Here is a 26225-nt window from a genome sequence, read left to right as displayed (position 1 = left end):
ACGGTGGCCGGGTGCCGTCCTCAGCCGTGCCGGCTCAGTTCGTGAAAGAAGTTGTCGATGACCTGCAGTCCGCCGGAGCGGGCCACTTCGTCGTAGACGTAGGAGCCGACCGCGAGGTCCAGCACGCCCAGGCCGAACGGCGAGAAGACCGCCGGACGGTCGGCCGGGACCGTCACGCGGCCGGCCATCACGTCGTCGAGGGTGCCGAGCAGGAAGTCGCGGTTGCCGGTGAGGCGTTCGGTGAGGTGCGGTGAGGTGGCGGCCCTGAGGCAGTGGTCGATGTCGTCGACGACGTTGGTGGCGCTGAGCAGCACCTGCGGCGCGAGGTCGCGCAGCGACACGTGCAGCACCACCGGGTTGTGGCGGAACCACGACGGCTCGGTGATGTGCGGCCGGTCGGCGACCGTGGCGAACACGATCAGATCGCTGAGGCGGATCAGCTCCTCGGCACTGCGGTGCACGGTGACGCGTCCGACGGCCCCGGACTGCTCCAGGTAGGTGCGGAAGCCGGCCGCGCTGTCGGGGGACAGGTCATGCACACCGATGGCGTCGAAGGTCCAGCCGGTGCCCTCCAGGTACGTGTGGATGTAGCGGGCGATCAGCCCCGCCCCGACGAACCCCAGCCGGGCGGGGCGTTCTCGTCCCCTGCTGAGCCGGTCGGCGGCCGACGCGGCGGACGCCGCGGTCCTGGCGGCGCTGATGATCGAGCTCTCCATGCAAGCGAAGGGGTAACCGGTGGTGGGGTCGTTGAGGATGAGGACTGCTGACGCCCGGGGGATGCCCGAGGCGACGTTGGCGGGGAAGCTGGAGATCCATTTCAGTCCGTCCACCCGGCCCTCGCCGCCGAGCGAGGCGGGCAGGGCGATGATCCGTGACGTCGGCCGGTCGGGGAAGCGCAGGAAGGAGGACGGCGGGTTGACCGTACGGCCGGCGCCGTGCAGGCGGTACGTCGCCTCGACGACCTCCACCACGGTCTTCTCCCGGCCCTGGAGCACCTCCTTGACCTGGCTTCCGGGGACGACGGCGAAGGACGGCACGGCCGGGGTGTCCGTCCGGGCGGTCTGCGGTGCGGTGTGCAGGATGGTCATGCCGCTTCCCTCCCTGTCCGGGGTGCGAGAAGGCCGGGACGCACGGGGTCGGCCATCGCCACCACGATGTTCCGCGGTCCCCGGTACGCCTCCCGGCTGTGCGCGGTGCGGATGTTGTCCACGAGCATCAGGTCCCCGCGCTGCCAGGACCGGCGTACGGTGTGGGCTTCGTACGTCTTGTTGATCTGCTCGACGACGTCCGGAGGCACCGGATCGCCGTTGCCGTAACGGGTGTTGAAGGGCAGCCCGTCCGGTCCGTACTCCTCGATCAGGAACTCCCTGACCTCGGGTGCCATCGTCCACTCGTTCAGGAACGCGATCTGGTTGAACCAGCAGTGCCGGCCGGAGACCGGGTGCCGCACCACGGCGGTCCGGTGCTGGCGCGTCCGCAGCGAACCGTCCGGTTGCCAGGACCAGTCGATCGCGTGGGCACGGCAGTAGGCCTCGACCGCGCCGCGATCGTCGGTGCCGAAGGACTGACCGAGCGTCGCGCCGATCCCCTCGTGGTAGGCCCTGTCGAGCAGCCAGCCCTCCCGGGCGAAACGGTCGACGAGTTCGGCGGGCAGCGCGTGCAGCACCTCGGTCGCGTCGGCCACCGCGGTGGCACCGCCTTCGTCGGGCGGCTCCAGACACGCGAACATCAGCAGGCCGGGACACTCGAAGGCGTAACTGAGTTCGTGGTGCATGCACATGGGCTGGTTGGGCGGCCATGCCGACGACGAGTAGACGCCGTCCGCGTGGCGGTCGCGGGCGGCGAACGCCTCGCGTTCCGCCACGGGGCGCTCGGCCACCTGGCGCAGGACCGACTCGACGTCGGCCGGGGAGCGCAGGCCGAGACCCCGGACGACGAGCGCCCCCCGCTCGGCGACGAGTTCACGCAGCGCGTTCCGCCGGCCGGCCGCCCAGGCCGCCGCGTCCGTGGCGTCCGGGGTGTCTGCGGCATCGAGGACCGGAAGGCCGTCCGGAGCCGGTGCCGTGGTGGCCCTGTTCCTGCGGAAGAGTGCCGACAGCATGTCGCTCTCCTCTCGTACTCCTCGTGTCCGTCACGGATCTTCGCCGGACCGGCTGTCGATCAGCTGGGCCAGGTCGGCCAGTACGGGACGGCCGGCGAGGTCGCGCGGGGAGATCACCCGGCCCAGCGAGACCGCGAGCCGTACCGCCGACAGGGAGGTGCCTCCCAGGTCGAAGAAGTTGTCGTCCCGGCGGATCCGTCCGGGCGGCAGGCCGAGTTCCGCCGCCCATTGCGCCGCGAGCCGCCGTTCGGCCGGCGTCCGCGGGGCGCCGTGGGCATCCCGGGCCGGACCGAGGTCCTCGGCGAGCGCCGTGAGCGCCTTGCGGTCGGTCTTGCCGTTGGCCGTGAGCGGCAGGCGGTCCAGCCGGTGGAAGGACGCCGGGATCATGTACGCGGGGAGCAACTCCGCGAGCCGCTCCCGCAGGTCCTCGGCGGTCATCGCGCACGCGCTCGTGCAGAAGGCTGCCAGCTGGCGGCCGTGCCCTTCCGCGTCGGTCACCACGACCGCGCAGTCCGTGACACCGGGCACGCGCAGCAGCGCGTTCTCGACCTCGCCGATCTCGACCCGGAATCCCCGGATCTTCACCTGGGCGTCCCGGCGGCCGAGGAACTCCAGTTTCCCGTCGGGCCGCCAGCGGCCGAAGTCTCCCCCGCGGTAGAGCCGTTGGCCGGGGCGGTGGGGGTCGGGCAGGTAGGCGAGCCGGGTGCGTTCGGCGTCGTTGACGTAGCCGCGGCCGACGCACACCCCGGAGAAGACGATGGCGCCGGGCGCCCCGAGCGGAACCGGAAGCAGATTGTCGTCGACGACGTACTCGTACACGTTGGCGATGGGCCGGCCGAGCGGGATCCGGTCGGTGCCGGGCGCCCGGTCCATCACCTCGTGGTTGGTGTCGTCGGACGTCTCGGTCAGTCCGTAGGCGTTGACCAGTCGCACGGCCGGACCGGTGGCGAACCACCGCTGGACCAGCTCCGCCTTCAGCGCCTCGCCTGTGGCGGACACGCACCGCAGGTCCGGCAGGCCCCGGGGGCGGCGTTCCAGGGCGGACAGGATGACGTCGAGATAGGACGGCACCAGCTGCAGGACGTTGACGCGGCCCTCGGTGATCGTGTCCAGGAACCGGTCCGCGTCGAGGATGGCGTCCTGCTCGACCAGCAGGGTCCGCCCGCCCGTCAGCAGCCCCGCGAGCAACTGCCACAGCGAGATGTCGAAGCACTGCGAGGCCGTCTGCGCCACCACCGTGCCCTCGCCGATGCCCAGGTCGTCGATCTTGGCGTACAGGTGGTTGAGCAGGCCGGCGTGCTCGCACATCGCCCCCTTCGGCTCCCCGGTGGAGCCGGAGGTGAAGAAGACGTACGCGAGCCGGTCCGCCGCTATGTCCAGGCCGAGGCCCGTGCCGTCGGTGGCCCGGTCGGTGACGTCCGGGACGAGCAGCCGCCGGGTCCCGGGGAGCGATGCGAACGCCCGGTCGAGCTGCCCGGTGCTGTCCGGTTCGGTGAGGACGTACGAGCAGCCGGCGCGGGTGAGCATGGCGGCGATGCGGCCGGGCGGGTGACGCGGGTCGACGGGCAGGTACACGCCGCCGGCCTTGAGGACGCCGAGCACGGCGGCCGCCCAGTGGAGGTCGCGCTCGGTCACCACGGCGACCGTGTCCTCGGGTCCGAGCCCCTCGGCCAGCAGGGCGCGGGCCAGCCGGTTGGCCCGCGTGTCGAGGTCCGCGTACGTCAGGCTGCGGCCCTGGTGGACCACGGCGACGGCGTCCGGAGCCTTGCGTACCCGCTCCTCGAACAGCTCGTGGAACCGGCGGTCCGGCAGCGCACGGCGAGGCCCCGCCAGCCCGTCGAGCTGGAACCGGAGTTCGTCCGCGGACAGCAGGCTGCGCCGGTCGTGGGGGGCGTCGGGATCGGCGGCGATCGCCTCCAGTGCGGCGAGGTGGTACCCGCCGATCCGCGCGGCACAGTCCGCGTCCAGCAGGTCCGTCCGGTGACGCAGGCGCAGTACGAGCCGGCCGCCCTCCTCGCCCGCCGAGACGCCGAGGAGCACGCTGCCGTCCGCCGGGACGGTGACCTCCTGCCCGGCCGGGGCGAACACCGCTTCGGCGCCGGCCGCGGAGGGTGAGCCGGTCCCGGGCGACGGCACCGCCGCCTCGGCCCGCCGGGCTTGGAGCACGAGCCCGCGCCAGGTGCCGGGCCCGACCGTGAGCTCGAAGGGCAGCGGCCCGGTCCGGTCCGGGAGCAGGCAGCCGCTGCGCACCTCGGGATCGCCGGAGAGCAGGGCGAGCACCTTCGCGTGGGCCGCGAGGAGGATCGCGGTGAGCGGCACACCGAGTTCACGGGCCCGCCCGCGCAGGGCCGCCGTCACGTCGCGGGGGACGCTGCTGACGTGCTCCCCGGTGCCGGGCACAGGCTCCTTCGCCCATCGGGGCACGGCCGTGAAGCCGCCCTCGGCCCTGCTGTCGCTTCCGGGGACGCGGGCGTCGGTCGCTGTCGCTGCCATCACCGCGCACCTCCGCTCTCGTCCAGGGGACGAGCCGGATTCCCCGCCCAGCGGGCGTTCCCGGGAACCGTCTCGCCCTTCATGAGGAAGGCGTCCGCCCCCAGCACGGCGCCGTCGCCGACCGTCACTCCGTAGTGCACGAGCGCTCCGACGCCGACGGTGCAGCCGGCGCCGAGCGCGCTGCGGTCCGACTTGAACGTGCCGTCCTCCTGGGAGTGGCACTGCAGGACACTGCCCGAGTTGAGGGTGCAGTCGTCCCCGATGGCGACCATGGGGCGCTCCGTCATATGGCAGCCGTCGTCGAAGACCCGTGCCCCTATCCGGACGCCCAGCAGGCGCCATACGACGGTCTTGAACGGGGTGCCGTCGAGGATGTGCAGATAGGTCTCGGACGGGACCTTCCAGTACCGCTCACGGCGCCAGAAGCGGCGGTCGTAGATCGAGCAGAACAACGGCTCCGGTGGCTGCGCGGCGATGACGACCCGCTCGAGGAGGACGTAGTACAGGAAGGTGAACGGCAGCAGGGCGGCGTTGGCGAGCGCGAGGGCCACGGTGCCCCACGCGGGGTACCGGCTCGCGGCGAACGCGAAGAGCAGGGTGACGCAGAAGAAGTACAGCCATCCCGTGAGCAGATGGCATGCCATGGTGACGGCGTTGTGCCGGTTCTTGGCCGCGAGGCGTGGGCGCAGGACGTTCCCGTCCTTGAGCTCGTCGAAGGTGCTGTCCCGCGCCACCGAACGCGGGATCTCGAAGCAGGGGGAGCCGAGAAGTCCCACGTCGTGCCGGAGCGGTCCACTGACGGGGACCGCCACCTTGGTGGCGAGGAGGCAGTTGTCGCCGGTCCGGCCCCCGGCGGGGTAGGCGATCCGGTTCCCGAGGAAGTTGTGCGCCCCGATCACGGTCGGCGACAACCGGAAGGAGGTGCTGGAGTACTCGGCGTTCATCAGGGACAGTCCGTCCGCGACCATGGTCCCGGTGCCGACCCTGCTCAGGTAGGGGCTCTCGTGCTTGACCGCTGTCCCGAAGTTCGAGCCGGTCTGCTCCACGGGAGTCAGGCGATAGCCGATCCAGCGCAGGTAGTGCACGATGCAGGAGCTGTCGCCGAACAGACGAGTCAGGGATTTCCTGTTCGTCATCAGGACGATCGTCCGGTGCACGGAGTAGTGGAAGCCGAAGAGCGGGTACGTCCGGCCGGGCCGGACGAGCAGGCCCAGCAGCCGAGGGACGGTGGCCAGGACCAGCAGGGCGGCAATCAGGCCGCCGAAGAAGACCACGGCCGTGACCACCAGCAGGTCGGCGTAGAGCACCGTGACCCCGCCCTTCACGACCGCGGATCCCTCCAGCATGCGGGAGAGCAGCACGTCCAGGCAGCCCACCGCCAGCGGCAGGTACACCAGCAGCACCGTGAACACCAGCAGGGTGCCGTGGACCGCTCGCCGTGCGGTGCCGCACCGGGCGGGCTCCACCTCCTGGAAGTCGCTGTCCGCGGGCTGGGCCGGAGAGCCCTGCCAGTGTTCGCCGTCGGGGACCTCCTGGCCGGTGTGCAGGGAGGAGGCGTGCCCGAGCCGGGATGCGTCGCCGAGCCGGGTCCCGATGTCCAGCACGGTCACCTCACCGACGACCGCGCCCCGGCCCAGGGTGACCGGCCCTGTCTCGACCACCCCGTCGGCCGCGCGGTAGCAGCTCATCAGCGTGTCCTTGCGGACGAGCGTGCCGTCACCGACGGTCAGCAGATCGGTGCAGACGGGGGCGGAGCGGGAAAGGATCGTCACTCCTCTGCCGATCCGCGCGCCCAGGGCCCTCAGGAACAGGGGGTAGAGCGGCGACCCGGCGAACAGGACCAGCGGGCTCGACCGGATCAGTGTCTTCACCAGCCAGAACCGGAAGTAGGTGAGGCTCCAGACGCGAAAGCGGCGTGGTGTGAACCGGCCGAACAGCAGCCACTTGGCGATCACGGGCAGGGCGCACAGTACGAGGAGCAGCGCCGCGCCGAACACGACGCTCCGTAGGTAGGCGTCGAGCGGGTGCGTATACGCGGAGATCCATTCGTAGCCCTGGGCGGCGACGGCTGCGAGGAGAAAGGCGTAGCCGAGAAAGGCCAGAAGCTGGAGTGCCCCGCAGAGCACGCGGTGGGGGCGGCCCGTCGGCGGCGCCGTTGCCGGGGCCTCGGCCTGTCCCCTGTGCAGTGCCGGCGGGCCGGGCACCTCGGATTCGGGTGACGGCGGGGTGCTGTCGAGCAGTGCGACGGCGAGGCTGCCGGCGGTCGGATGCCGGTAGACGTCGCGCATCGACACCGGCGGCAGGTCCGGCCGGTTCCTCACCCGCGCGCAGAAATGCGCCATCACCAGGGAGTCGGCACCGAGATCATCGAAGAAGTTGCTGTCGAGCGGTACCTCGTCCAGCTGGGCGACATCCGCCAGCAGCGCGGCGAGCCGCTCTGCCGCGGCGGATACCGCGGGATGTGGCGGCGCTTCGCGGGGCCGGGCTCCCTCCATGACGCCCCTGGCCGCCTCCTGCAGTTGCTGTCCCTTCATGAGGAGGACCCCCTCGGCTGCGACTGTCGCGTGCCCTTCCTCGCTAGGGATTCGGAGCCGGGCAGCCGAGGGATGGAGGGTCCGCCTGTTCTTCTCGCATGATGAGCGGGCCTCTCACCAAGCGGACAGACGGCACCGTCCTACGTGCCGCAGAACTCCGCCTCGACGATCGCGCGGATGCTGCCCGACCAGTCGCCGTTGAAGTTGACGGCGAGCGTGTGGCGGCCGTCCTCGGTCGTCACGGCGTCCGAGTTGGAGCCGCTGATGCCGCCGTCGTGACCCCAGACGTGGACGCCGCAGCTGAGCTTGCGGTCGACGAGCCCCAGGCCGTAGCGGCTGGTCTCCCGGCTGGACGGAACCGTGGTCTTCATCTTCTTCAGCTGCTCGGGCGGGAGCAGCCTGCCGCGGAGCAGCGCCGAGTAGAAGCGGTTCAGGTCGGCCGAGCTGGAGACCATCTGGCCCGAGCCGTAGGCCAGACGCGCGTTCAGTTCCGTGACGTCGTACGTCGGGCCCGTGTCCGTCTCGGCCAGCTTGGAGTAGGCGCGGCTGCTGGGCCGGGGCAGGGTCACACGGGTGGTGGGAACGGACGTGGAGGTCAGGTGCAGCGGCGCGATGATGCGCCGGTCGATCTCCTCGCCGTAGCCGTTGCCCGTGGCCTTCTCGATCACCCGCGCGGCCAGGAGGTAGTTCGTGTTGGAGTACCTGAACGAACTGCCCGGCGCGAAGTACGGCTCGTTCGCCAGGGCGAAGGCGAGCAGTTCCGCCGGGTCCGCCTCGTCGAAGCGGTGCTTCATGAAGCCGTCCGCGGTCATGTACGTCCGCTGGAAACCGGGGTCCGCCAGGTAGTCGAAGACGCCGCTGGTGTGGTTCAGGAGCTGGCGGAGGGTGATCTCGCGGCCGTCGTGGCCGTGGCCCCGGACCACGCCCGGCAGCCACTTCTCCACCGTGTCGTCCAGCGACAGCCGCCCCTCCGCCTCCAGTTGCAGGACGACGGTGGCGACGAACGTCTTCGAGATGCTGGCGACGCGGTAGTGGTCGCGCGTCGAACGCGGCTTGCCCGTCTCGAGGTCGCCGACACCGGCCGTGGCCGCCCAGGCGCCGTGTCCCCGCTGCACTCTCACGGTCACGCCCGGGACGCCGTCGGCGACCGCGGCCCGTACCGCCTGCCGGGTCGCTTCGTGGCCGCCGGTGGGCGGGGCCGCGACGGCGGGGCCCGCCAGGGCCGCCGACAGTGCCACGACCGTCGCCGCCGTCAGGATCGTGCGTGCGCGTCTGTTCATGTCCCGTACCCCCGTCATGTCGAGCGGTGTCGGCGGGTGGGACCGCGAGTCGGCGGGCCGGAGTTGACCGGCCCGGGCGGGGTTGAGCGGGAATCAGCCCTTCTTGAGCACCAGCTCGGTGTTGCGGTCCTCCGGGTCACCGCCGAGGGTCGTGCTCGCACCGGGGGCGTTGAGGGACAGCTCGCGGTAGAGGGCCGCGAGGCCGGTCTGGGAGAGGTCGGAGAAGTCCGTGCGGTGCGGGGCCGAGGACTCCACCAGCGTGGTGAACAGGGAGACCGTGCCGTCCTTGTTGTCGGTCAGCTCGATGACCCGGGCGAGCTGGGGGTAGTCGACGTGGGAGGCCGTGGAGATCTCCCAGAAGGAGCCGCCGGAGGACATCGCGTGCGGGGTGATGACGTTCTTGTGGATGTGGCCGTTCACCCAGGCGAGCACGTTGCGGTGGCCGCCGAGGAGGGCGAGGACCTCCTGGCCGTTGTGGCGGCGCTCCTGGGGGCGGGCCGGGTCGATGCGGGTGTTCGTCATCGTCTTGCTGGTGTGATGGCTGAAGATCACCGCGTGGGAGTCCTTGTTCTCCCGCAGGGTCCGGTCGAGCCACTTCAGCTGGGCCGTGCCGATTGAGCCCTCGTAGTGGCCGCCCGCGTCGGTGGTGTCCAGGCTGATGCCGATGACGTCGTCGGAGATGCGGAAGGCGTAGTACTGGGTGCCCGAGTCGAGGTTGGCGGAGGAGTAGCCGTGGCCGGCCGGGCCGATGCCGCGGTAGGCCGGGTCCAGGTGCGCCTGGAGGTACTCGGTGGGAGTGAAGGGGGCGCGGCTCTCGTCGGGGGTGACCGAACGCATGGCCCGGGCGTGGGACTTCAGGAAGTCCTCGTAGCGGACGCCCTCGGGGTCCCGGGCCTTCTTGATGAGGGTCTGCAGCCGCTGCGCCTCGGCCGCGGACACGTCCATCAGCTTCTTTCCGCCGACGGCGAGTTCGGTGAGGTAGGAGTCGCCGTGCGAGGCGTAGCAGCCCATCGGCAGGGAGTCGTGGTTGCCGACCGTGGAGTACCAGGGCAGGTTGAGGCCCGGGCTTCGGACCTCGCGGATGGCGGCCTTCAGGAAGCCGTCGAGGTGCGGGAAACCGGCCTGCTTGTCGCTGTCGCGGACCGCGGCGTCCGGCTGCCAGTACTGCTTGAGGCCGCTGTTCTGGACGCCCTCGTACCGGCGCGGGTCCCCGGAGTTGGGCGTGATGCGCCCGCCGCTCATGATCTTCAGGAACCACTCCAGCTCGGACTTGGCGTTGTTGTCCGTGTTGTCGCCGGTGGTCATGGCGAAGTGCAGTGGGGCGCCGGTGACGGGGGCGCCGCGGAGCGCGTTGATCCGCTCCACGAGCGCGATCGCGCCCTGCACGGTCAGCGCCTCGTGCGGCCGCCAGGCGTGGATGTCGGCCGAGCGCAGGTACTCCAGGCGCAGCGGGTGCTGGGCGTCGATGATGTGCAGGTCGGTGAGCTGTACGAACGCCGCGAGCGCGGTACGGCGCCCGGCGCGGCCGGACTTGGGCGCGGCCAGGTCGGAGCGCACGACCCGCTGCCAGCCGGGTCCGTCGCCCAGGCGCCGGTAGCCGGAGCCGCGCGGGGTGGCCACGGACGCCAGGGTCGTGCCCTTGGTGTACGGGGCCAGCGGCGCGGCCGGGGCCCGGCGGGAGGAGGCGGCGACCGCCTCGGTGGTCTCCGTGGCGGTGGCGGCCTGACTGTCGCTGGGCCGCAGGGCGTAGCCGACACCCGCGGACAGGGCGACCGCTCCGGTGGCGGCGAGGACGGAACGACGGTGGATGCCCTGGCCGGAGCCGGCGACTGAGCGTGTGCGCGACATGCGCTTCTCTCCCCGAGTGCGAACGCGTCGGCAGTGGTCGCGGGACGCTCGACACGCGAACATCCCGCTCGTACTGGATCGTTGGCACCGGGAATGACCTGCGCGTAAACGGGGTGGCAACGCGCAGCGCCGATCACCGTACGTGGATCTTGGACTACCCCGCGCGTCGTCGGCCGCTCCGGGAACGGCCGGGAGTCGGTCACGCGGTGTTCATCTTCCGGGGTACTGCACCTGAGACCTGTCGTTCGGGCAGGCTCTATTCGGCGTCCTCCAGGACGTCGGCGAGCCGTCCGGTGGCAGGCCGTTCCCGCCACAGGCGCAGTGCGATGTCGACCATCCCCACCCGGACCAGTCCGGGCACCGCGTCCAGGTCCTGCCAGGCGGCGAGGTCGGTGGAGCCGCCCACCTCGTTGCGCAGTTCGCCGCCGATGATCCGGCCCTCGTAGACGAAGCGGACGGCGTGGTGGTCGACGGCGCGTCCGAGGCCTTCGCGGAAGACGCGGCGGGAGGAGTCCACGCCGAGCAGTCCGGTGACCTCGATGCGGTACCCGGTCTCCTCCTCGACCTCCCGCCGCACGGTGTCGTAGGGGTCCTCGCCGTGCTCCATGCCGCCGCCGGGCACGACCCACTCGGGGGTGCCGTCGGGGGCCGGGGAACGGGCGAGCAGGATCTGTCCGTCACGGACACATATGGCGTAGGCCGCCACCCTCAACTTCTGTCGCACTCCGGGACGTTAACCGATTTCGCCGCCTTCGGGACTCATGCCCGCAAAACGCATCGCGGGTTTTCCCCATACATCCATTTCGATTCGGTCAACCCTCCCCAAAGAACGTCACCTTGCGTAAAGCTGTGCGATCGTCCGGGCCTGCGATCCGGACGGTCGCGACCAGGGCCGATCGGTTCCGGTCGCTCCCGCTCGTTCCTTTACCTACAAGGGATGCCGATGACCAACACCCCCCAGCGTGACCCGATATCGGCCAGGAGACGCGTGGCGCGCGTCGCCGTGGCCGCCGGTCTCGTCGCCGCCCTCTCCGCGGCCGGGCCGGTCCCCCTGGCCTTCGCCGCCGACGAGCCGGGCGCGTCGGCCCCGGCCGACACCGACGTCAAGTCGGCGCACGACAAGCTCGGTTCGGGTGACGCGGACCTGCTCGCCGAGGCCAAGGCCGACGGCGACAAGGCCGTCACGATGATGATCGCCACCGCGCCCGGGCAGACCGAGCAGGTCGCCGGGCAGCTGGACGCGGTCAAGGGCGGCTCGGTGGGCCGGGCCGACGACAAGCTGGGCTACGTCCGCGCCACCGTCCCGACGTCCCGGGCGGACTCGGCCATCGCCGCCGCCGCCAAGCTCTCCTCCGTGCACGGCATCGACCTGCGCGAGGAGATCCCGCTGGACGACCCGACGCCGGCCGCGGACACCGCCAAGGGGGCCAAGGCCGCCGCGGGGACGTACCCGGCGCCGGGGAAGAAGACCCCCGCGGAGAACCCGTACAACCCGTCCTTCGAGACGGGCGCGGTCGACTTCGTCGAGGACCACCCGAAGGCGGACGGCCGCGGCATCACCATCGGCATCCTGGACTCCGGCGTCGACCTGGGCCACCCGGCGCTGCAGAAGACCACCACCGGCGAGCGGAAGATCGTCGACTGGGTGACGGCGACGGACCCGGTCGTCGACAACGACAACACCTGGCGCCGGATGGACACCTCCGTCGCGGGCCCCACGTTCACGCACGACGGCAGGACCTGGAAGGCGCCGTCGGGGTCGTACCGGGTGAGCACCTTCAAGGAGGCGTACACCACCGGCGGTGACGCCGCGGGTGACGCCAACCGCGACGGCGACACCACGGACTCCTGGGGCGTGCTGTACGACCCGGCCGCCGGTACGGTCCGCGTCGACCTGAACAACAACTTCGACTTCGCCGACGACACCGCGATGAAGCCGTACAAGGACGGCTTCCAGATCGGGTACTTCGGCACCGACGACCCGAAGACCGACATCGCCGAGCGGCAGCCGTTCGTCGTCGAGATCCGCAAGGACGTCGTCTACAACGGCGCCGGCGCGAAGGCCGACTTCGTCAACATCGGCGTCATCGAGTCCGAGCACGGCACGCACGTCGCGGGCATCACCGCCGCGAACGGCCTGTTCGGCGGCAAGATGGACGGCGCGGCGCCGGGCGCCAAGCTGGTCTCCTCGCGCGCCTGCACCTGGTCCGGCGGCTGCACCAACGTCGCGCTCACCGAGGGCATGATCGACCTCGTCACCAAGCGCGGCGTCGACATCGTCAACATGTCCATCGGCGGCCTGCCGGCGCTGAACGACGGCAACAACGCGCGCGCCGAGCTGTACACGCGCCTCATCGACACCTACGGCGTGCAGCTGGTGATCTCCGCGGGCAACTCCGGCCCCGGCACCAACACCATCGGCGACCCGGCCCTGGCCGACAAGGTGATCTCGGTCGGCGCGTCCGTCTCCAAGGAGACCTGGGCCGCCAACTACGGCTCGGTCGTGGAGAAGAAGTACGCGCTGATGCCGTTCTCCTCGCGCGGCCCGCGTGAGGACGGCGGTTTCACCCCGACCCTGGTCGCCCCGGGTGCCGCGATCAACACGATCCAGACGTGGATGCCGGGCGCCCCGGTCGCCGAGGCGGGCTACTCCCTGCCGGCCGGCTACGGCATGCTCCAGGGCACCTCGATGGCCTCCCCGCAGGCCGCCGGCGCCGCCGCGCTGCTGCTGTCGGCCGCCGAGCAGAAGAAGATCGAACTCACGCCGGCGACCCTGCGCACGGCCCTCACCTCGACCGCCGACCACATCAAGGGTGTGCAGGCGTACGAGGAGGGCGCGGGCCTGATGAACATCGAGGACGCCTGGGACTCGATCCGCGACGGCGCGGCCTCCCACGCGTACACGGTCAAGGCGCCGGTCGACACCGCGATGGACGACAAGCTCAAGACGCCCGGCTACGGCACGGGCCTGTACGACCGTGAGGGCGGCCTGAAGGCCGGCCAGAAGAAGACGTACGAGATCACCGTCACCCGTACGTCCGGCGCCGACAAGGCGGTCCGGCACGAGCTGCACTTCGAGAACAACGCGGGCGGCACGTTCCGGATCGTCGGCTCCGACGAGGTGAAGCTGCCGCTGAACAAGCCGGTCACCGTCAAGGTCCAGGCCGCGCCGAAGTCCGCGGGCATCAAGAGCGCGATCCTGGAGGTCGACGACCCGAAGACCGAGGGCATCGACAAGCAGGTCCTGAACACGGTCGTGGTCGCGGCGCCGCTGAAGTACACGTTCTCCGCGTCCGGTTCGGTGCAGCGCAACAGCTCGCGGCACTACTACGTCACCGTGCCCGAGGGCGCGAAGACGCTGGAGGTCGCGCTGGGCGGGCTGAAGGACAAGAGCCAGACCCGGTTCATCTCCATCCACCCGTACGGCGTCCCGTCCGACCCGACGTCGACGGTCAACTGCTACCCGAACTACTCGAACCCGGCCAACACCTGCCGCCCCGACGTGCGTTCCTACGCGGACCCGCAGCCCGGCGTGTGGGAGATCGAGGTCGAGTCGCGCCGTACGTCGCCGCTGCTGGACAACCCGTACAAGCTGGATGTGGCCGTGCTCGGCGTGGCCTTCGAGCCGGAGACCGTGACCGTGAAGGAGGCGAAGGTCGGCACCCCGGCCGCCGCCTCCTGGAAGGTGACGAACGGCTTCGCCGCGATCGACGGCAAGCTGGTGGGTGGTTCGCTCGGCTCGTCGAAGACGACCCGTCCGTCGATCAAGCAGCGCGAGACGCAGACCACCACGGTCGAGGTGCCCGCGGGCGCGAAGTCGCTGGACGTGGCCATCGGCCGCGTCTCGGACGCCGCCGCTGACCTGGACCTGGTGGTCTACGACGCCGCCGGCAAGCAGGTCGGCAGGTCCGCCGACGGCGACTCGGAGGAGTCGGTCTCCGTGCCCTCGCCGGCCGCCGGCAAGTACACCGTCGAGGTCGTCGGCTACTCGGTGCCGTCCGGCACGACCGAGTACGACTACCGGGACGTGTTCTTCGCTCCCTCCCTCGGCAGCGTCACGGTCGACGGGTCGGCGCCGGTGAAGCTCGGCACGGGCGACTCGGCGACGGTCTCGGGCAGCGTCACCGCCGCGGCGACCGCGCCCGAGGGGCGTGAGTTCTTCGGCGAGGTCCAGCTGGTCAACGCGCGCGGGACGGCCGCGGGCGTGGGCAGCGTGAAGATCGAGAAGGTCGTGCCGTAGCGGTTGGACGGCATCGGAGGGCGGGCGTCCCGGCTGGGCGCCCGCCCTCGCTGTTTCCGTCCGCTGCTCACTCGCAGGGCAGGGTCGCCGACTCCGGCAGGGCGGCGGTGATCCAGGCGCGTTCGGGGGCGATCTCCTTCTCGCCGACGCTCCACAGGTCCGGCTGGGCCTGCCCGCGCGTGATCCCGACGAGGACGTGGTCGCCCGGCCGCGGCCGGGGGTCGACGTCCTCGTCCATGGGGAAGACGATCCGGTCCTGGCCCTTGGCGGGCTTGTAGGAGCGGCCCACGTCGAGGGTGACGCGGTCCTGGCGGGCACCGGGGAACGGTTCGACCTCGACGACGGTGCCCTCGGCCACGAGCCGGGCGCAGGCCAGATAACCGGCGTGACCGAGCTTGGCGCCCTCCTGGCCACGCGCCGGACCGGCCGCGGTATCGGCGGCCGAGCCGGAGCCCGCATCGTCCCCCGCCCCGTGATCGCCCTGCACGACGAGCCATCCCATACCGACCACGACGGTGGCGGCCACGGCAGCGACGAGCCCGCGCAGGACGACACCGCGGGCCCGACTACGCCGCCCGGACCGCCCCCCATGTGCCCGGGACCCCATGGGCAGCACCCTGACGGACGGGTCACCGGCCGCGCCCGACAGGTCGGCGTGCACGGCCCGCGGGCCGTCCACCGAGACTCCCCCCGGCGGATCCACCACTTCCGGCGACGGGTCCACACCCGCCCCCCGCCCGGCAGCGTGCGCGGAGCGCGGGTCGGCCGCCGGGGGTCCCCCCGGCGGAGCCGCCGCTTCCGTTCGAGTCCGCGCCCCGGTGTCGGTCCCGGCGCGGGGCTCCGGCTCGGGGCCGGCCACGTCCGCCCCTGTGGCGTTCGCCAGGGTGTCTCCCATCAGCAGCAACTGATCCCGTAGCAGTGCCACGTCCGCCGCGGCCGCGCGGTGGGCCGTCATGAAAGTCGGGTCCCGACGGGCCCCCTCCGGCAGCGGGTCGCCGACGAGCACTGCCATCAGCGCGTCCATGCCGTCGTAGTCGGCGTCGCGCCGGTCGTCGTCGTTCCGGGCGGTCACGTCACACCACCTCGTCCTCGTGCAGGCGGGCGCGCAGAGCCCGTACCGCCGTGTGCAGCCTGCTCTTGACCGTGCCCTCCGGGACGCCGAGCTGCTCGGCGATGGACCGGACCGGCAGGTCGGCGTAGAAACGCAGCACGACGACCTGCCGCTGGGCGTCGGGCAGCTCGTCCAGGCCCTGGGCGACGGCGAGGGACAGCACGCTGGTGTCCTCGCCGGAGGGATGCGCCGGCTGCCGCAGGGCGGCCAGCCGCTCCCCGAGGCGCTCCTGGCGGCGTTTGGCGCGGTGCCAGTCCATGGCCAGGTTGGACGCGACCACCGCCGCCCACGCCGACACGTCCCGCGGCGCCTCCCGGCCGCTCGCGGCCCGCTCCAGCAACCGCAGGCGGACCTGCTGCACCCCGTCCGGCAGGTCCGCCTGCGGCACTCCGCCGAGCGCGAGCACCGCCCGCACCCGGCGCTCCTGTGCCGCGTCCAGCGGATCGTCGCCGGTCCCGGCGTGCGCCTCCCGGCCCCGCCGGGCCCTCCCGCGCAGCAGCACAAGCCACCCCCCCTCGCCGTGTTTCTCCTATGACGCCGGCACGGCCCGGAACGTTCGGTCCTTTTTCCGGCAGGACGACGGCAGGGCGTGGCAGGACGGCAGAGGCATACGTCACACTCCCGTGTGGCCGAGAGCAACAGGGGCAGGCGACCTTGCGGCGTATGCCCCCCCGGCAGACGATTTTCTCCAGCTCAGCGGGGGTGGGCGCCGGACGTCCGCAACCATGGAACGGGACACGTCGTCCCACTCCCCGGGCAGACCGGGGAAAGAAGTGGACAGGCGGGCCGTGGTCGGCCGCATGATGGAAAAGCCTCGGCCAAGCAACGAGTACGTGAAGAGACGCAGGAGAGGGAGTCACCGTGAGGGTCGGAATCGTCGGAGCCACCGGACAGGTGGGCACGGTCATGCGCAGGATCCTCACGGAGCGGAACTTCCCGGTCACGGAGCTGCGCCTGTTCGCCTCGGCCCGTTCCGCGGGCACGCAGCTGGACGGCGTGACGGTGGAGGACGCGGCGACCGCCGACTACACCGGCCTGGACATCGTGCTGTTCTCCGCGGGCGGTGCCACGTCCAAGGCGCTGGCCGAGAAGGTCGCCTCCCAGGGCGCCGTCGTGATCGACAACTCCTCCGCCTGGCGCAAGCACCCGGAGGTGCCGCTGGTCGTCTCCGAGGTGAACCCGCACGCGATCGCGAACCGCCCCAAGGGCATCATCGCCAACCCGAACTGCACGACGATGGCCGCGATGCCGGTGCTCCGTCCGCTGCACGCGGAGGCGGGCCTGGAAGCCCTGGTCGTCGCCACGTACCAGGCGGTCTCCGGCTCCGGCCTCGCGGGCGTCGCCGAGCTGCACGGCCAGACGCAGAAGGTCGTCGCCGAAGCGGACAAGCTGACGCACGACGGCGAGGCGGTCGACTTCCCCGAGCCGGGCGTCTACAAGCGCCCCATCGCCTTCAACGTACTGCCGCTCGCGGGCAACATCGTCGACGACGGTCTGAACGAGACCGACGAGGAGCAGAAGCTCCGCAACGAGTCCCGCAAGATCCTTGAGATCCCCGAGCTGAAGGTCTCCGGCACCTGTGTGCGCGTCCCGGTCTTCTCCGGCCACTCGCTGCAGATCAATGCCCGCTTCGCCCGCCCGATCTCCCCGGAGCGCGCGACGGAGCTGCTGAAGGACGCCCCGGGCGTCGAGCTCTCCGACATCCCCACCCCCCTCCAGGCCGCCGGCAACGACCCGTCCTACGTCGGCCGCATCCGCCGCGACGAGACGGTGGACAACGGCCTGGCCCTCTTCGTCTCCAACGACAACCTCCGCAAGGGCGCGGCCCTCAACGCGGTCCAGATCGCGGAGCTGGTGGCGGCCGAGCTCAAGGGCTAGCCCCTGCGGACCTCATAGAGGAAACACCCGTACTCGACGGCCCGGACGTGGACGAGCGCCACGGCCGGGTCGTCGAACGCTTCCCCGAAGGCCCGCTCGAAGGCATCCGGCTCCTGGACCAGCCGCCCGCCCAGGATGTGCCCCTCGGCGGAGTAGCGGCGGACCGTGCGGTGGGCGTTGGTGAAGGGCAGGGCGGCGCCGGCGTCCGGTCCCGGGCAGTCGTCGGCGTGGATGAAGACCGGGCCCACTTCGTCGTACGCGCCGGGGTCCACGCCCTGGTCCGCCGCCCAGCGGCGCAGCGGGGCGTAGGACACCAGGGCGATGCGCTCGCCGGGCTCGCTGCGGCACAGGCAGCAGCGGAGGGGTGCCCCGCCCTCGGTGTCGGTGAAGGGGGCCGTGGGGCGGCCCGCGTCGTCCGTCGCGCGCAGTTCCTTCAGGACGCGCGGGGCGATGGGCTCTGCGGTGTACGTCGTCGTCATGCTCCTCAGACTTGCGCGCCCGGGGCCTCCGTACCGGCGGAATCCGGACGTCGTATTGCCTCTGCCCCGGGCCGCCCGGCCCGTACGACCGCGGGCAGGGCCAGCAGCGCCAGGCCACCGCCCACGCAGAGCACCGCCGTCGGGCCGAGGGCGTCGGCCGCGCGGCCCCCGGTGAACGCGCCCAGCGCGATCCCCGTGTTGAAGACGCCCGCGAAGAGCGCCGAACCGGCCTCGCGGGCCCTCGGTGCGGCGGCCGACAGCCAGTTCTGGGCGGACACCGAGACGCCCCCGTAGACCAGGCCCCAGACGACGAGCAGCGGCGTCGAGGCGGCGAGCGAGACCGCCGCCGGGATCAGCAGCAGGACGACCGTGCCCAGCCCGGCCGCGATGACCAGCAGGGCCCGGCGTGGGTCGCGGGCCGCCAGCCATCCGCCGGCGAAGGTGCCGGCGACTCCGGCCAGGCCGTAGCCGAGGAGGAGGGTGCTGACCGTTCCCGCGCCCAGACCGGGGACGCGTTCCAGGACCGGGCGGACGTAGGTGTACGCCGTGAAGTGGCCGGTGACCAGCAGCGCTGTCACGAGCAGGCCGCGGGAGACCGGCGGCGTGCGCAGCAGGGCCGGGAACGTGCCGAGCCTGACGGGGCGTTCGGGCGGCAGCGGCGGCAGGGCGAGGGCCAGGGCTCCGGCGACGGCCGCCGCGAGGACGGCCAGGGCGGCGAACGCCCAGCGCCAGCCCGCGAGCGAGCCGAGGAAGGTGCCGGCGGGGACGCCCAGCACCGAGGCCACCGCTATCCCGCTGAAGATCAGCGCGGTCGCCCGGCCCGCCCGGTCCGGCGGCATCAGCCGTGCCCCCAGCCCGGCCGCGATCGCCCACACCCCGCCGATGCACACCCCGACCAGGGCGCGCGCGAGCAGCAGGACGGCGATGTGCGGGGCCAGGGCGGAGAGCACGTTCGCGGCCCCGAGCAGGAGCAGCAGCGCGCACAGCACCGTGCGCCGGTCGGCGCGGCGGGCCGCGACCGGCAGCAGGGGCGCACTCGCCGCGGCGACCAGGCCGGGCAGGGTGACGGCGAGCCCGGCGGTGCCGGCGGAGACGTGCAGGCCGGTACCGAGCGAGGTGAGCAGGCCGACCGGGAGCATCTCGGTGGTGACGACGGAGAAGGTGGCGCCGGCCAGGGCCAGGACGGCGGGCCAGGGGCGCGCCGGCCTGCCGGTGCCGGTCTCCGGGGCGGTGGTCATGGAGGTCGTGGAGCTGGTGGAGGGCATGCCTCCACCTTTTTGCGCGGCCCGCCCGGGAACAACGGCGAAGTCCTCACCCTTGCATGAGCGGGACTGATCGATCGGAACCGAGGGGAAACGGCCGTGGCGGGGCTGGAGTTGCGGGAGCTGGAGTGCTTCCTGGTGCTGTCCGAGGAGCTGCACTTCGGCCGGACCGGGGAGCGGCTGTACGTCTCGCAGAGCAGGGTGAGCCAGTTGCTGAGCGCGCTGGAGCGCCGGGTGGGCGGCCGTCTGGTGCACCGCACCAGCCGCCGGGTCGCCCTGACGCCGCTCGGCGAGCGGTTCGTACAGCGGCTGCGTCCGGCGTACGGCGGGCTGCGGGACGCCGTGGACGACGCACGGGCCGCCGCCCGGGGTGTCGAGGGCACCCTGCGGATCGGTTTCCAGGGGACGGCGGACACCGGGCTGACGGCGGCGGTGCGGGCCTTCCGGTCCGCGCACCCGGAGTGCGTGACGGACGTGGTGGAGATTCCGCTCGCCGATCCCTTCGGCGCCGTGCGCGAGGGCACGGTGGACGCGGCGGTCGTCCTGCTTCCCGTCGAGGAACCCGACCTGGTGCTGGGCCCGGTCTTCTCCGAGCGGCCCCAGACGGTCGCGGTCGGCCGGGACCACCCGTTCGCGTCCCTCGCGCAGGTGACCGCGGCGCAGGTGGCGGCGGCCCCGCTGGTCACGGCCGCTCCCCCGGCCCCCGCGTACTGGCGGGCGGCCCACGCCCCGTCCGCCGTGCCGGGCCCGGCGGTGACCACCCTGCAGGAGGGCCTGACCCAGGTCGCGGCCGGCCGCGCGGCCATGCTGCTGTGCCGGCCCACGGCCGCGTACCACCGGCGCGAGGACGTGGTGTTCGTACCGGTGGAGGGCGTGCCCGAGTCGGCTCTCGGCCTGGTGTGGCACCGGGACGGGGAAACGGCGGCGGTGCGCGAGTTCGCCCGGGCCCTCGCCGGGCGAGGGGTATCCCTAGGAGACACCCAGGTCGTCGCCTGATGCGAGGCTGCCGTGGAAAGATGGCGCAACCCACCCATACCGAGGAGATGACCGCGTGCCTGGCACAAACCTGACCCGCGAAGAGGCGCAGCAGCGGGCGAAGCTGCTCGCCGTTGAGTCGTACGAGATCGAACTCGACCTCTCCGGCGCGCAGGAGGGCGGCACCTACCGGTCCGTGACCACGGTGCGCTTCGACGTCACGGAGAACGGGGCGGAGTCGTTCATCGACCTGGTGGCCCCGGCCGTGCACGAGGTGACCCTCAACGGGGACTCCCTCGACCCCGCCGAGGTCTTCGCGGACTCCCGGATCGCCCTGCGCGGCCTGCTGGAGGGCCGCAACATCCTCCGGGTGGTCGCCGACTGCGCGTACACCAACACCGGTGAGGGCCTGCACCGTTTCGTCGACCCGGTCGACGACCAGGCCTACCTCTACACCCAGTTCGAGGTGCCGGACGCCCGCCGCGTGTTCGCGAGCTTCGAGCAGCCGGACCTGAAGGCGACCTTCCAGTTCACCGTGAGGGCGCCGGAGGGCTGGACCGTCATCTCCAACTCGCCGACGCCCGAACCGCAGGACAGCGTCTGGGTGTTCGAGCCGACGCCGCGCATCTCGACGTACATCACGGCGCTCATCGTCGGCCCGTACCACTCGGTGCACAGCGTGTACGAGAAGGACGGCCAGTCCGTCCCGCTCGGCATCTACTGCCGCCCCTCGCTCGCCGAGTACCTCGACTCGGACGCCGTCTTCGAGGTGACCCGGCAGGGCTTCGAGTGGTTCCAGGAGAAGTTCGACTACACGTACCCGTTCAAGAAGTACGACCAGCTGTTCGTGCCGGAGTTCAACGCGGGCGCGATGGAGAACGCGGGCGCGGTGACCATCCGCGACCAGTACGTGTTCCGGTCGAAGGTGACGGACGCGGCGTACGAGGTGCGCGCGGAGACCATCCTGCACGAGCTGGCCCACATGTGGTTCGGCGACCTCGTGACGATGGAGTGGTGGAACGACCTGTGGCTGAACGAGTCGTTCGCCACGTACACGTCCATCGCCTGCCAGGCCTCCGCTCCGGGCTCGCGCTGGCCGCACTCGTGGACGACGTTCGCCAACTCCATGAAGACGTGGGCCTACCGGCAGGATCAGCTGCCCTCCACGCATCCGATCATGGCGGACATCAGCGACCTGGACGACGTCCTGGTCAACTTCGACGGCATCACGTACGCCAAGGGTGCCTCCGTGCTCAAGCAGCTCGTCGCGTACGTCGGCGAGGACGAGTTCTTCGCGGGCGTGCAGGCGTACTTCAAGGCGCACGCGTACGGCAACACGCGCCTGTCCGACCTGCTGGGCGCCCTGGAGACGACCTCCGGGCGGGACCTGAAGTCCTGGTCGAAGGCGTGGCTGGAGACCGCCGGCATCAACGTGCTGCGCCCGGAGATCGAGACGGGCGCCGACGGTGTCGTCACGTCCTTCGCCATCCGCCAGGAGGCCCCGGCCCTGCCCGCCGGCGCGAAGGGCGAGCCGACGCTGCGCCCGCACCGGATCGCCGTCGGCCTGTACGAACTCGACGACGCCAGCGGCAAGCTGGTGCGCGAGGAGCGGATCGAGCTGGACGTGGACGGCGAGCTGACCGCCGTGCCACAGCTGGTCGGCAAGCGCCGCCCGGCCGTGATCCTGCTCAACGACGACGACCTGTCCTACGCGAAGGTCCGCCTGGACGAGCAGTCCCTGGCCTTCGTGACGGAACACCTCGGCGACTTCGAGTCCTCCCTGCCGCGCGCCCTGTGCTGGGCGTCGGCCTGGGACATGACCCGCGACGCCGAACTGGCGGCCCGCGACTACCTGTCCCTGGTGCTGTCCGGCATCGGCAAGGAGTCCGACATCGGTGTCGTGCAGTCGCTGCAGCGCCAGGTGAAGCTGGCGGTCGACCTGTACGCCGACCCGGCCGCCCGCGAGGCGCTGCTGGCCCGCTGGACCGACGCGACGCTGGCCCACCTGCGGGCGGCGGCACCGGGCAGCGACCACCAGCTGGCGTGGGCGCGCGCGTTCGCCGCGACGGCCCGCACGCCCGAGCAGCTGGACCTGCTGGACGCGCTGCTGGAGGGCTCGCAGACGATCGAGGGCCTGGTCGTCGACACGGAGCTGCGCTGGTCGTTCGTCCAGCGGCTCGCGGCCGTGGGCCGGTTCGACGAGACGGAGATCGCGGGCGAGTACGACCGCGACCGTACGGCCGCCGGTGAGCGCCACGCCGCCACGGCCCGCGCGGCCCGCCCGACCCCGGAGGCCAAGGCGGAGGCGTGGGCGTCGGTCGTCGACTCCGACAAGCTGCCGAACGCCGTGCAGGAGGCGGTCATCGCCGGCTTCGTCCAGACCGACCAGCGTGAGCTGCTCGCCCCGTATGCGGACCGCTACTTCGAGGTGGTCAAGGACATCTGGGACTCCCGCTCCCACGAGATGGCCCAGCAGATCGCCGTGGGCCTCTACCCGACGGTCCAGGTCTCCCGGGAGACCCTGGACAAGACGGACGCCTGGCTGACCTCCGCCGAGCCGACCGCGGCCCTGCGGCGGCTGGTCTCGGAGTCCCGGGCGGGCGTCGAGCGCGCGCTGCGGGCACAGCGGGCGGACGCGGCGGCGGAGTAGCCGTTCCCCGTCGTCACGACTGCGGGGGCGCCCGGCACTGTGCCGGGCGCCCCCTTGCTGTGCATGCGCCTGCGCAAGGAGGACCTGGACCGCAGGTTCCCCGGCCTGATCCGGGCCGTCATCGCCGCGGACCGCGCCCCACGCTGACATACGCCTCGGGCCTGCCGCCGCGCCGAGAGGCAGAAGGCCGTACCGCCCGGTCGACAGCGAGGGTGCGCGGGGCCGCCACCTTCCGTCGCGGTCCGATCTGCCCTGCCACCGTCGCTCCGAACGCCAGCACCATGCCCGCCAGTTGGACGGGAGTCAGCGCCTGGCCGAGCGCCGCCCAGCCGACGACGGCCGCGGTCAGCGGGGAGAGCGGGCCGAGGAAGGTCACCTGGGTGGCGGTGAGACGGCCGATGCCGCGGAACCACAGCCAGTACGCGATCGCCGTGTTCGCCACGGCGAGGTAGAGGTAGCCGCCGACCGCCCGGCCGTCCAGCGCCGGCGGCGCGCCCTCGACGAGGAAGGCGAGGGGCGCGATGAGCAGGCCGCCCGCGGTCAGCTGCCAGCCGGTGAGGGCCAGCGGGCCGACGCCCTCGGGGCGGCCCCACCGCTTGGTGAGCACGGTGCCGGTGGACATGGACGCGGTGGAGGCGAGGGCCGCCAGCACGCCCGGGAGGTCCAGCGCCCCGGCCGCCTGAAGCACGACCAGGCTGACGCCGAACGCGGCCGCGATCCCCGTGAGCAGCGTGCGCGGCGTCGGCCGCTGCCCCAGCAGCAACGCCGCGAGGCCGACCACGAACAGCGGGCCGACGGAGCCGACGACCGCCGCCATGCCGCCGGGCAGCCGGTACGCGGCGAGGAACAGCAGCGGGAAGAAGGCGCCGATGTTCAGCGCGCCCAGCACCACCGACTTCCACCACCAGGCACCGCGCGGCAGCACCCGGGCGAGGGCGAGCAGCAGCAGACCGGCCGGCAGGGCGCGCATGAGGCCGGTGAACAGGGGGCGGTCGGCCGGGAGGAACTCGGTGGTGACGGCATAGGTCGTGCCCCAGGAGACGGGCGCGAGGGCGGTGAGGGTGATGAGAGCCGGGCGGGAGATGGCCATGAGAGGCGCCCTTCGAGTAGGTCGGCAGAAAGTAGCTTAGCCCTAAGCTACTTTCCGTCAAGCTACTTTCTTGCGGGCGACCCAGAGCGGCCGGATACTCGTGCCATGAGCGAACGCCCCGAGCAGCGCAAGGACCCCGTCGACGCGATCATCGACCAGTGGGCGACGGTGCGGCCCGACCTCGACACCGCCGCCATGGAGGTCTTCGGCCGCATCTACCGGCTCTCGCGCGCGATGGGCGACCGGACGGAGAAGGCGTACGCGCGGTTCGGGATCGGCCGCGGGGAGTTCGACGTCCTCGCGACACTGCGCCGCGCCGGTGAGCCCTACACACTCTCGCCCCGCCAGCTCTCGGCCACACTGATGCTCACGACGGGCGGGATGACGGGCCGTCTCGACAAGCTGGAGCGCGCCGGGCTGCTGCGCCGCTCCCCCGACCCGCACGACCGCCGGGGCCTGCAGGTCACACTCACCGACAAGGGCCTGGAGCTGATCGACGAGGCGGTCGGCGCCGGAGTCGCCGTCCAGACGGAGGCACTGTCCGGCCTCGACGCCGAGCAGGCCGGACAGCTGGCGGAGCTGCTCAGGGAGCTGCTCAGGACGGCGGAGGGCCGGCAGGACTGAGCCGGCGTCCGCGGATCCGCCGGCCTGCCCCTGTACCGGCGCCGGCCCGCCGAGGTGCTACCCCACGTGCGCGGCGACGGCCGCCTCGATCGCCCGGGCGTCCGCCGCGTCGGCCGCCCACGCCGCGTACCCGTCGGGCCGCACCAGCACGGTCGTACGGCGGTCACCCGCCCAGCGCTCCACGGCCAGCCGGTCCTCACGGTCGCCCCCGGCCCGGTACGGCTCCGGGGTGATCAGCACGAACCGGCCGCCCCGCATCGCCTCGTGGAGGCGACCGCCCCCGGCCAGGGCGACGTCCGGGACGCGGCGGCCGGTGAAACGGTGGGAGCCGCGGGGAGCGGGGTAGCGGTATCCGATGCCGGTGACCTGGCCGAGCGCCTTGCGACGGGCGGGGCCGACGGCGCCGAGGAAGGTGGCGAAGGCGGTGCGCAGGGCGATCGTCCAGGGCCGCCTGGCCATGGCGGCGCGCACGATACCGCCACTGCTGCGCAGCACCGACCTGCCGACGGGGTGGCGTTCGGCCTGGTAGGTGTCGAGGAGCGGGTCTGCCGCGTGTCCCTTGAGGACGGCGGCCAGCTTCCAGCTCAGGTTGGCCGCGTCCTGGAGGCCGGTGTTCATGCCCTGGGCACCGGCCGGGGTGTGGACGTGCGCGGCGTCCCCGGCGAGGAAGACACGGTTGACCCGGTAGGCGGGTGCCTGCCGCTCGTCGCTGTGGAAGCGGGAGATCCAGCGCGGGTCGTGCATCCCGAAGTCCCGGCCGAGGGCGCGCCGGGTGGTCTCCCTGATCTCGTCGAGCCCGACGGGCGCGTCGTCGGGGAGCTCGCGACCGCGGTCCCAGCAGACGACGCGGTGGTAGCCGTCGCCGAACGGGACGAGGAAGGCGAAGGCGTCGCCGACGGCGTCGAAGGTGAGCAGCTCCCCGGGCTCCTCGGTCACCCGTACGTCCGCGAGCATGACGGAGCGGATCACCGAACGGCCGGGGAACGGCAGCCCGATCGCGTTCCGCACCGTGCTGCGCATCCCGTCGGCGCCGACGACGTACGCCGCGCGCAGCGCCTCCGCGCCGCCGCCGGGCCCGCGGACCTCGACCGTCACGCCCCGCGCGTCCTGCGTCAGCCCGGTCACCTCGGTCTCGTACCGGAACTCGGCCCCGGCCTGACGCGCCCGCCGCTCCAGAGCCTTCTCCACCTCGTACTGCGGCAGGACGAGGAGGTGGTTGAAGCGGGACGGAAGCGTGGAGAGGTCGAGGCTGAGGCGGCCGTAGAGCTGGAACCGACCGAGCCGCCGGCCCACGGCTTCCAGCTCCTCGGCCAGCCCTCGGGCGTCCAACTGCTCCAGCGTGCGGGCGTGCAGGACGAACGCACGGGAGAGGTTGCCGATCTTGTGCGGGCGCTTCTCGACGACGGTGACGGGGACACCGGCGGTGGCCAGGTCGCCTGCCAGGAGAAGGCCGGTGGGGCCGGAACCGACGACGATCACGGTACGGGTGGTGTCGCTCATCAGGGCCTCCCTGTAGGCCAACACGTGTTGGTCGACGACCGGTTGGTCGACGACCGGTTGGTCAACGCACGTTTGCCAACACCCGTTGACCAACGGTCGTTGACCAACGTAAAGCCGCACGCACACTTCGTCAACGCTTGTTGGCCTACACGTGTTGGCA

The 26225-nt window shown here is 72.1% G+C and carries 18 protein-coding genes; 5 read left to right on the top strand and 13 right to left on the bottom strand.

Going from position 1 to position 26225, the window contains the following annotated elements:
• Window positions 1-20: 20 nt before the first annotated feature.
• The 7 genes from sbnB to MQE23_RS29245 all read right to left on the bottom strand — a co-directional run bounded on the left by sbnB (window position 21) and on the right by MQE23_RS29245 (window position 10980).
• The gene (gene sbnB, locus MQE23_RS29275) at window positions 21-1088 is read right to left on the bottom strand and encodes a 2,3-diaminopropionate biosynthesis protein SbnB (protein ID WP_020273211.1); all 1068 of its coding nucleotides are present in this window, start codon (window positions 1086-1088) and stop codon (window positions 21-23) included.
• Window positions 1085-2101, bottom strand: a complete 1017-nt coding sequence (locus tag MQE23_RS29270; protein WP_243380719.1) for a TauD/TfdA family dioxygenase — start codon at window positions 2099-2101, stop codon at window positions 1085-1087. Before MQE23_RS29270 ends, sbnB begins: the two co-directional genes overlap by 4 nt.
• Window positions 2102-2131: 30 nt before the next feature.
• On the bottom strand, window positions 2132-4594 hold the full coding sequence (locus MQE23_RS29265) for an amino acid adenylation domain-containing protein (protein WP_243380718.1): 2463 nt from the start codon (window positions 4592-4594) through the stop codon (window positions 2132-2134).
• Window positions 4594-7128: a Pls/PosA family non-ribosomal peptide synthetase gene (locus MQE23_RS29260; RefSeq protein ID WP_243380717.1), complete on the bottom strand. Its 2535-nt coding sequence runs from the start codon at window positions 7126-7128 to the stop codon at window positions 4594-4596. The genes MQE23_RS29265 and MQE23_RS29260 overlap by 1 nt, the downstream gene beginning before the upstream one ends.
• Window positions 7129-7268: 140 nt before the next feature.
• Window positions 7269-8408, bottom strand: coding sequence for a serine hydrolase domain-containing protein (locus MQE23_RS29255; RefSeq protein WP_243380716.1), 1140 nt, complete (start codon window positions 8406-8408; stop codon window positions 7269-7271).
• A gap of 93 nt (window positions 8409-8501) precedes the next feature.
• Window positions 8502-10256, bottom strand: coding sequence for a TIGR03767 family metallophosphoesterase (locus MQE23_RS29250; protein WP_020273216.1), 1755 nt, complete (start codon window positions 10254-10256; stop codon window positions 8502-8504).
• A gap of 256 nt (window positions 10257-10512) precedes the next feature.
• The gene (locus MQE23_RS29245) at window positions 10513-10980 is read right to left on the bottom strand and encodes an NUDIX hydrolase (protein ID WP_243380715.1); all 468 of its coding nucleotides are present in this window, start codon (window positions 10978-10980) and stop codon (window positions 10513-10515) included.
• A gap of 219 nt (window positions 10981-11199) precedes the next feature.
• Here MQE23_RS29245 and MQE23_RS29240 point away from each other — a divergent pair, with 219 nt between their 5' ends.
• Entirely contained in the window at window positions 11200-14496 is a 3297-nt protein-coding gene (locus MQE23_RS29240) for a S8 family serine peptidase (RefSeq protein WP_037669734.1), read from the top strand.
• Window positions 14497-14563: 67 nt separating this feature from the next.
• Here the strand turns inward: MQE23_RS29240 and MQE23_RS29235 are convergent, their stop codons facing one another.
• Both MQE23_RS29235 and MQE23_RS29230 read right to left on the bottom strand, forming a co-directional pair.
• Window positions 14564-15568, bottom strand: coding sequence for a hypothetical protein (locus MQE23_RS29235; protein ID WP_243380714.1), 1005 nt, complete (start codon window positions 15566-15568; stop codon window positions 14564-14566).
• Between the two features lies 1 nt (window position 15569).
• Window positions 15570-16106 carry a sigma-70 family RNA polymerase sigma factor gene (locus tag MQE23_RS29230; RefSeq protein WP_037669751.1) on the bottom strand — a complete coding sequence of 179 codons (537 nt, stop codon included), beginning with the start codon at window positions 16104-16106 and terminating at the stop codon, window positions 15570-15572.
• 362 nt (window positions 16107-16468) lie between these two features.
• Here MQE23_RS29230 and MQE23_RS29225 point away from each other — a divergent pair, with 362 nt between their 5' ends.
• Window positions 16469-17485: an aspartate-semialdehyde dehydrogenase gene (locus tag MQE23_RS29225; protein ID WP_243380713.1), complete on the top strand. Its 1017-nt coding sequence runs from the start codon at window positions 16469-16471 to the stop codon at window positions 17483-17485.
• On the opposite strand, the gene MQE23_RS29220 is transcribed toward MQE23_RS29225, so the two are convergent.
• Together MQE23_RS29220 and MQE23_RS29215 are read right to left on the bottom strand one after the other, a co-directional pair.
• The gene (locus MQE23_RS29220) at window positions 17482-17964 is read right to left on the bottom strand and encodes a DUF1203 domain-containing protein (RefSeq protein WP_243380712.1); all 483 of its coding nucleotides are present in this window, start codon (window positions 17962-17964) and stop codon (window positions 17482-17484) included. The genes MQE23_RS29225 and MQE23_RS29220 overlap by 4 nt on opposite strands.
• Before the next feature lie 5 nt (window positions 17965-17969).
• The gene (locus MQE23_RS29215) at window positions 17970-19229 is read right to left on the bottom strand and encodes an MFS transporter (RefSeq protein ID WP_243380711.1); all 1260 of its coding nucleotides are present in this window, start codon (window positions 19227-19229) and stop codon (window positions 17970-17972) included.
• Between the two features lie 96 nt (window positions 19230-19325).
• On the opposite strand from MQE23_RS29215, the gene MQE23_RS29210 reads away from it, so the two are divergent.
• Window positions 19326-20222, top strand: a complete 897-nt coding sequence (locus MQE23_RS29210) for a LysR family transcriptional regulator (RefSeq protein WP_020272144.1) — start codon at window positions 19326-19328, stop codon at window positions 20220-20222.
• Between the two features lie 55 nt (window positions 20223-20277).
• The gene (gene pepN / locus MQE23_RS29205; protein ID WP_243380710.1) at window positions 20278-22851 is read left to right on the top strand and encodes an aminopeptidase N; all 2574 of its coding nucleotides are present in this window, start codon (window positions 20278-20280) and stop codon (window positions 22849-22851) included.
• A gap of 118 nt (window positions 22852-22969) precedes the next feature.
• Here the strand turns inward: pepN and MQE23_RS29200 are convergent, their stop codons facing one another.
• The gene (locus MQE23_RS29200; protein ID WP_020272141.1) at window positions 22970-23941 is read right to left on the bottom strand and encodes an EamA family transporter; all 972 of its coding nucleotides are present in this window, start codon (window positions 23939-23941) and stop codon (window positions 22970-22972) included.
• A gap of 105 nt (window positions 23942-24046) precedes the next feature.
• Here MQE23_RS29200 and MQE23_RS29195 point away from each other — a divergent pair, with 105 nt between their 5' ends.
• Window positions 24047-24565, top strand: a complete 519-nt coding sequence (locus MQE23_RS29195) for a MarR family transcriptional regulator (protein WP_243380709.1) — start codon at window positions 24047-24049, stop codon at window positions 24563-24565.
• 57 nt (window positions 24566-24622) lie between these two features.
• Here the strand turns inward: MQE23_RS29195 and MQE23_RS29190 are convergent, their stop codons facing one another.
• Window positions 24623-26065, bottom strand: coding sequence for an FAD-dependent monooxygenase (locus MQE23_RS29190; RefSeq protein ID WP_243380708.1), 1443 nt, complete (start codon window positions 26063-26065; stop codon window positions 24623-24625).
• Window positions 26066-26225: the final 160 nt, after the last annotated feature.

Origin of the sequence: Streptomyces sp. HP-A2021 (assembly GCF_022807935.1) — a bacterium.
Taxonomy (GTDB): Bacteria; Actinomycetota; Actinomycetes; order Streptomycetales; family Streptomycetaceae; genus Streptomyces; species Streptomyces afghaniensis.
The sequence above is the reverse complement of the archived record's forward strand: the minus strand, read 5'-3'. Positions and strand labels throughout refer to the sequence as shown.

What these genes read in the sequence shown, in the direction of transcription:
- MQE23_RS29215 (WP_243380711.1), bottom strand. Translation starts at nt 19,229, where the DNA reads ATGCCCTCCACCAGCTCCACGACCTCCATGACCACCGCCCCGGAGACC.
- MQE23_RS29260 (WP_243380717.1), bottom strand. Translation starts at nt 7,128, where the DNA reads ATGAAGGGACAGCAACTGCAGGAGGCGGCCAGGGGCGTCATGGAGGGA.
- MQE23_RS29195 (WP_243380709.1), top strand. Translation starts at nt 24,047, where the DNA reads ATGAGCGAACGCCCCGAGCAGCGCAAGGACCCCGTCGACGCGATCATC.
- MQE23_RS29255 (WP_243380716.1), bottom strand. Translation starts at nt 8,408, where the DNA reads ATGAACAGACGCGCACGCACGATCCTGACGGCGGCGACGGTCGTGGCA.
- sbnB (WP_020273211.1), bottom strand. Translation starts at nt 1,088, where the DNA reads ATGACCATCCTGCACACCGCACCGCAGACCGCCCGGACGGACACCCCG.
- MQE23_RS29240 (WP_037669734.1), top strand. Translation starts at nt 11,200, where the DNA reads ATGACCAACACCCCCCAGCGTGACCCGATATCGGCCAGGAGACGCGTG.
- MQE23_RS29200 (WP_020272141.1), bottom strand. Translation starts at nt 23,941, where the DNA reads ATGGCCATCTCCCGCCCGGCTCTCATCACCCTCACCGCCCTCGCGCCC.
- MQE23_RS29250 (WP_020273216.1), bottom strand. Translation starts at nt 10,256, where the DNA reads ATGTCGCGCACACGCTCAGTCGCCGGCTCCGGCCAGGGCATCCACCGT.
- MQE23_RS29190 (WP_243380708.1), bottom strand. Translation starts at nt 26,065, where the DNA reads ATGAGCGACACCACCCGTACCGTGATCGTCGTCGGTTCCGGCCCCACC.
- MQE23_RS29265 (WP_243380718.1), bottom strand. Translation starts at nt 4,594, where the DNA reads ATGGCAGCGACAGCGACCGACGCCCGCGTCCCCGGAAGCGACAGCAGG.
- MQE23_RS29270 (WP_243380719.1), bottom strand. Translation starts at nt 2,101, where the DNA reads ATGCTGTCGGCACTCTTCCGCAGGAACAGGGCCACCACGGCACCGGCT.
- MQE23_RS29220 (WP_243380712.1), bottom strand. Translation starts at nt 17,964, where the DNA reads ATGACGACGACGTACACCGCAGAGCCCATCGCCCCGCGCGTCCTGAAG.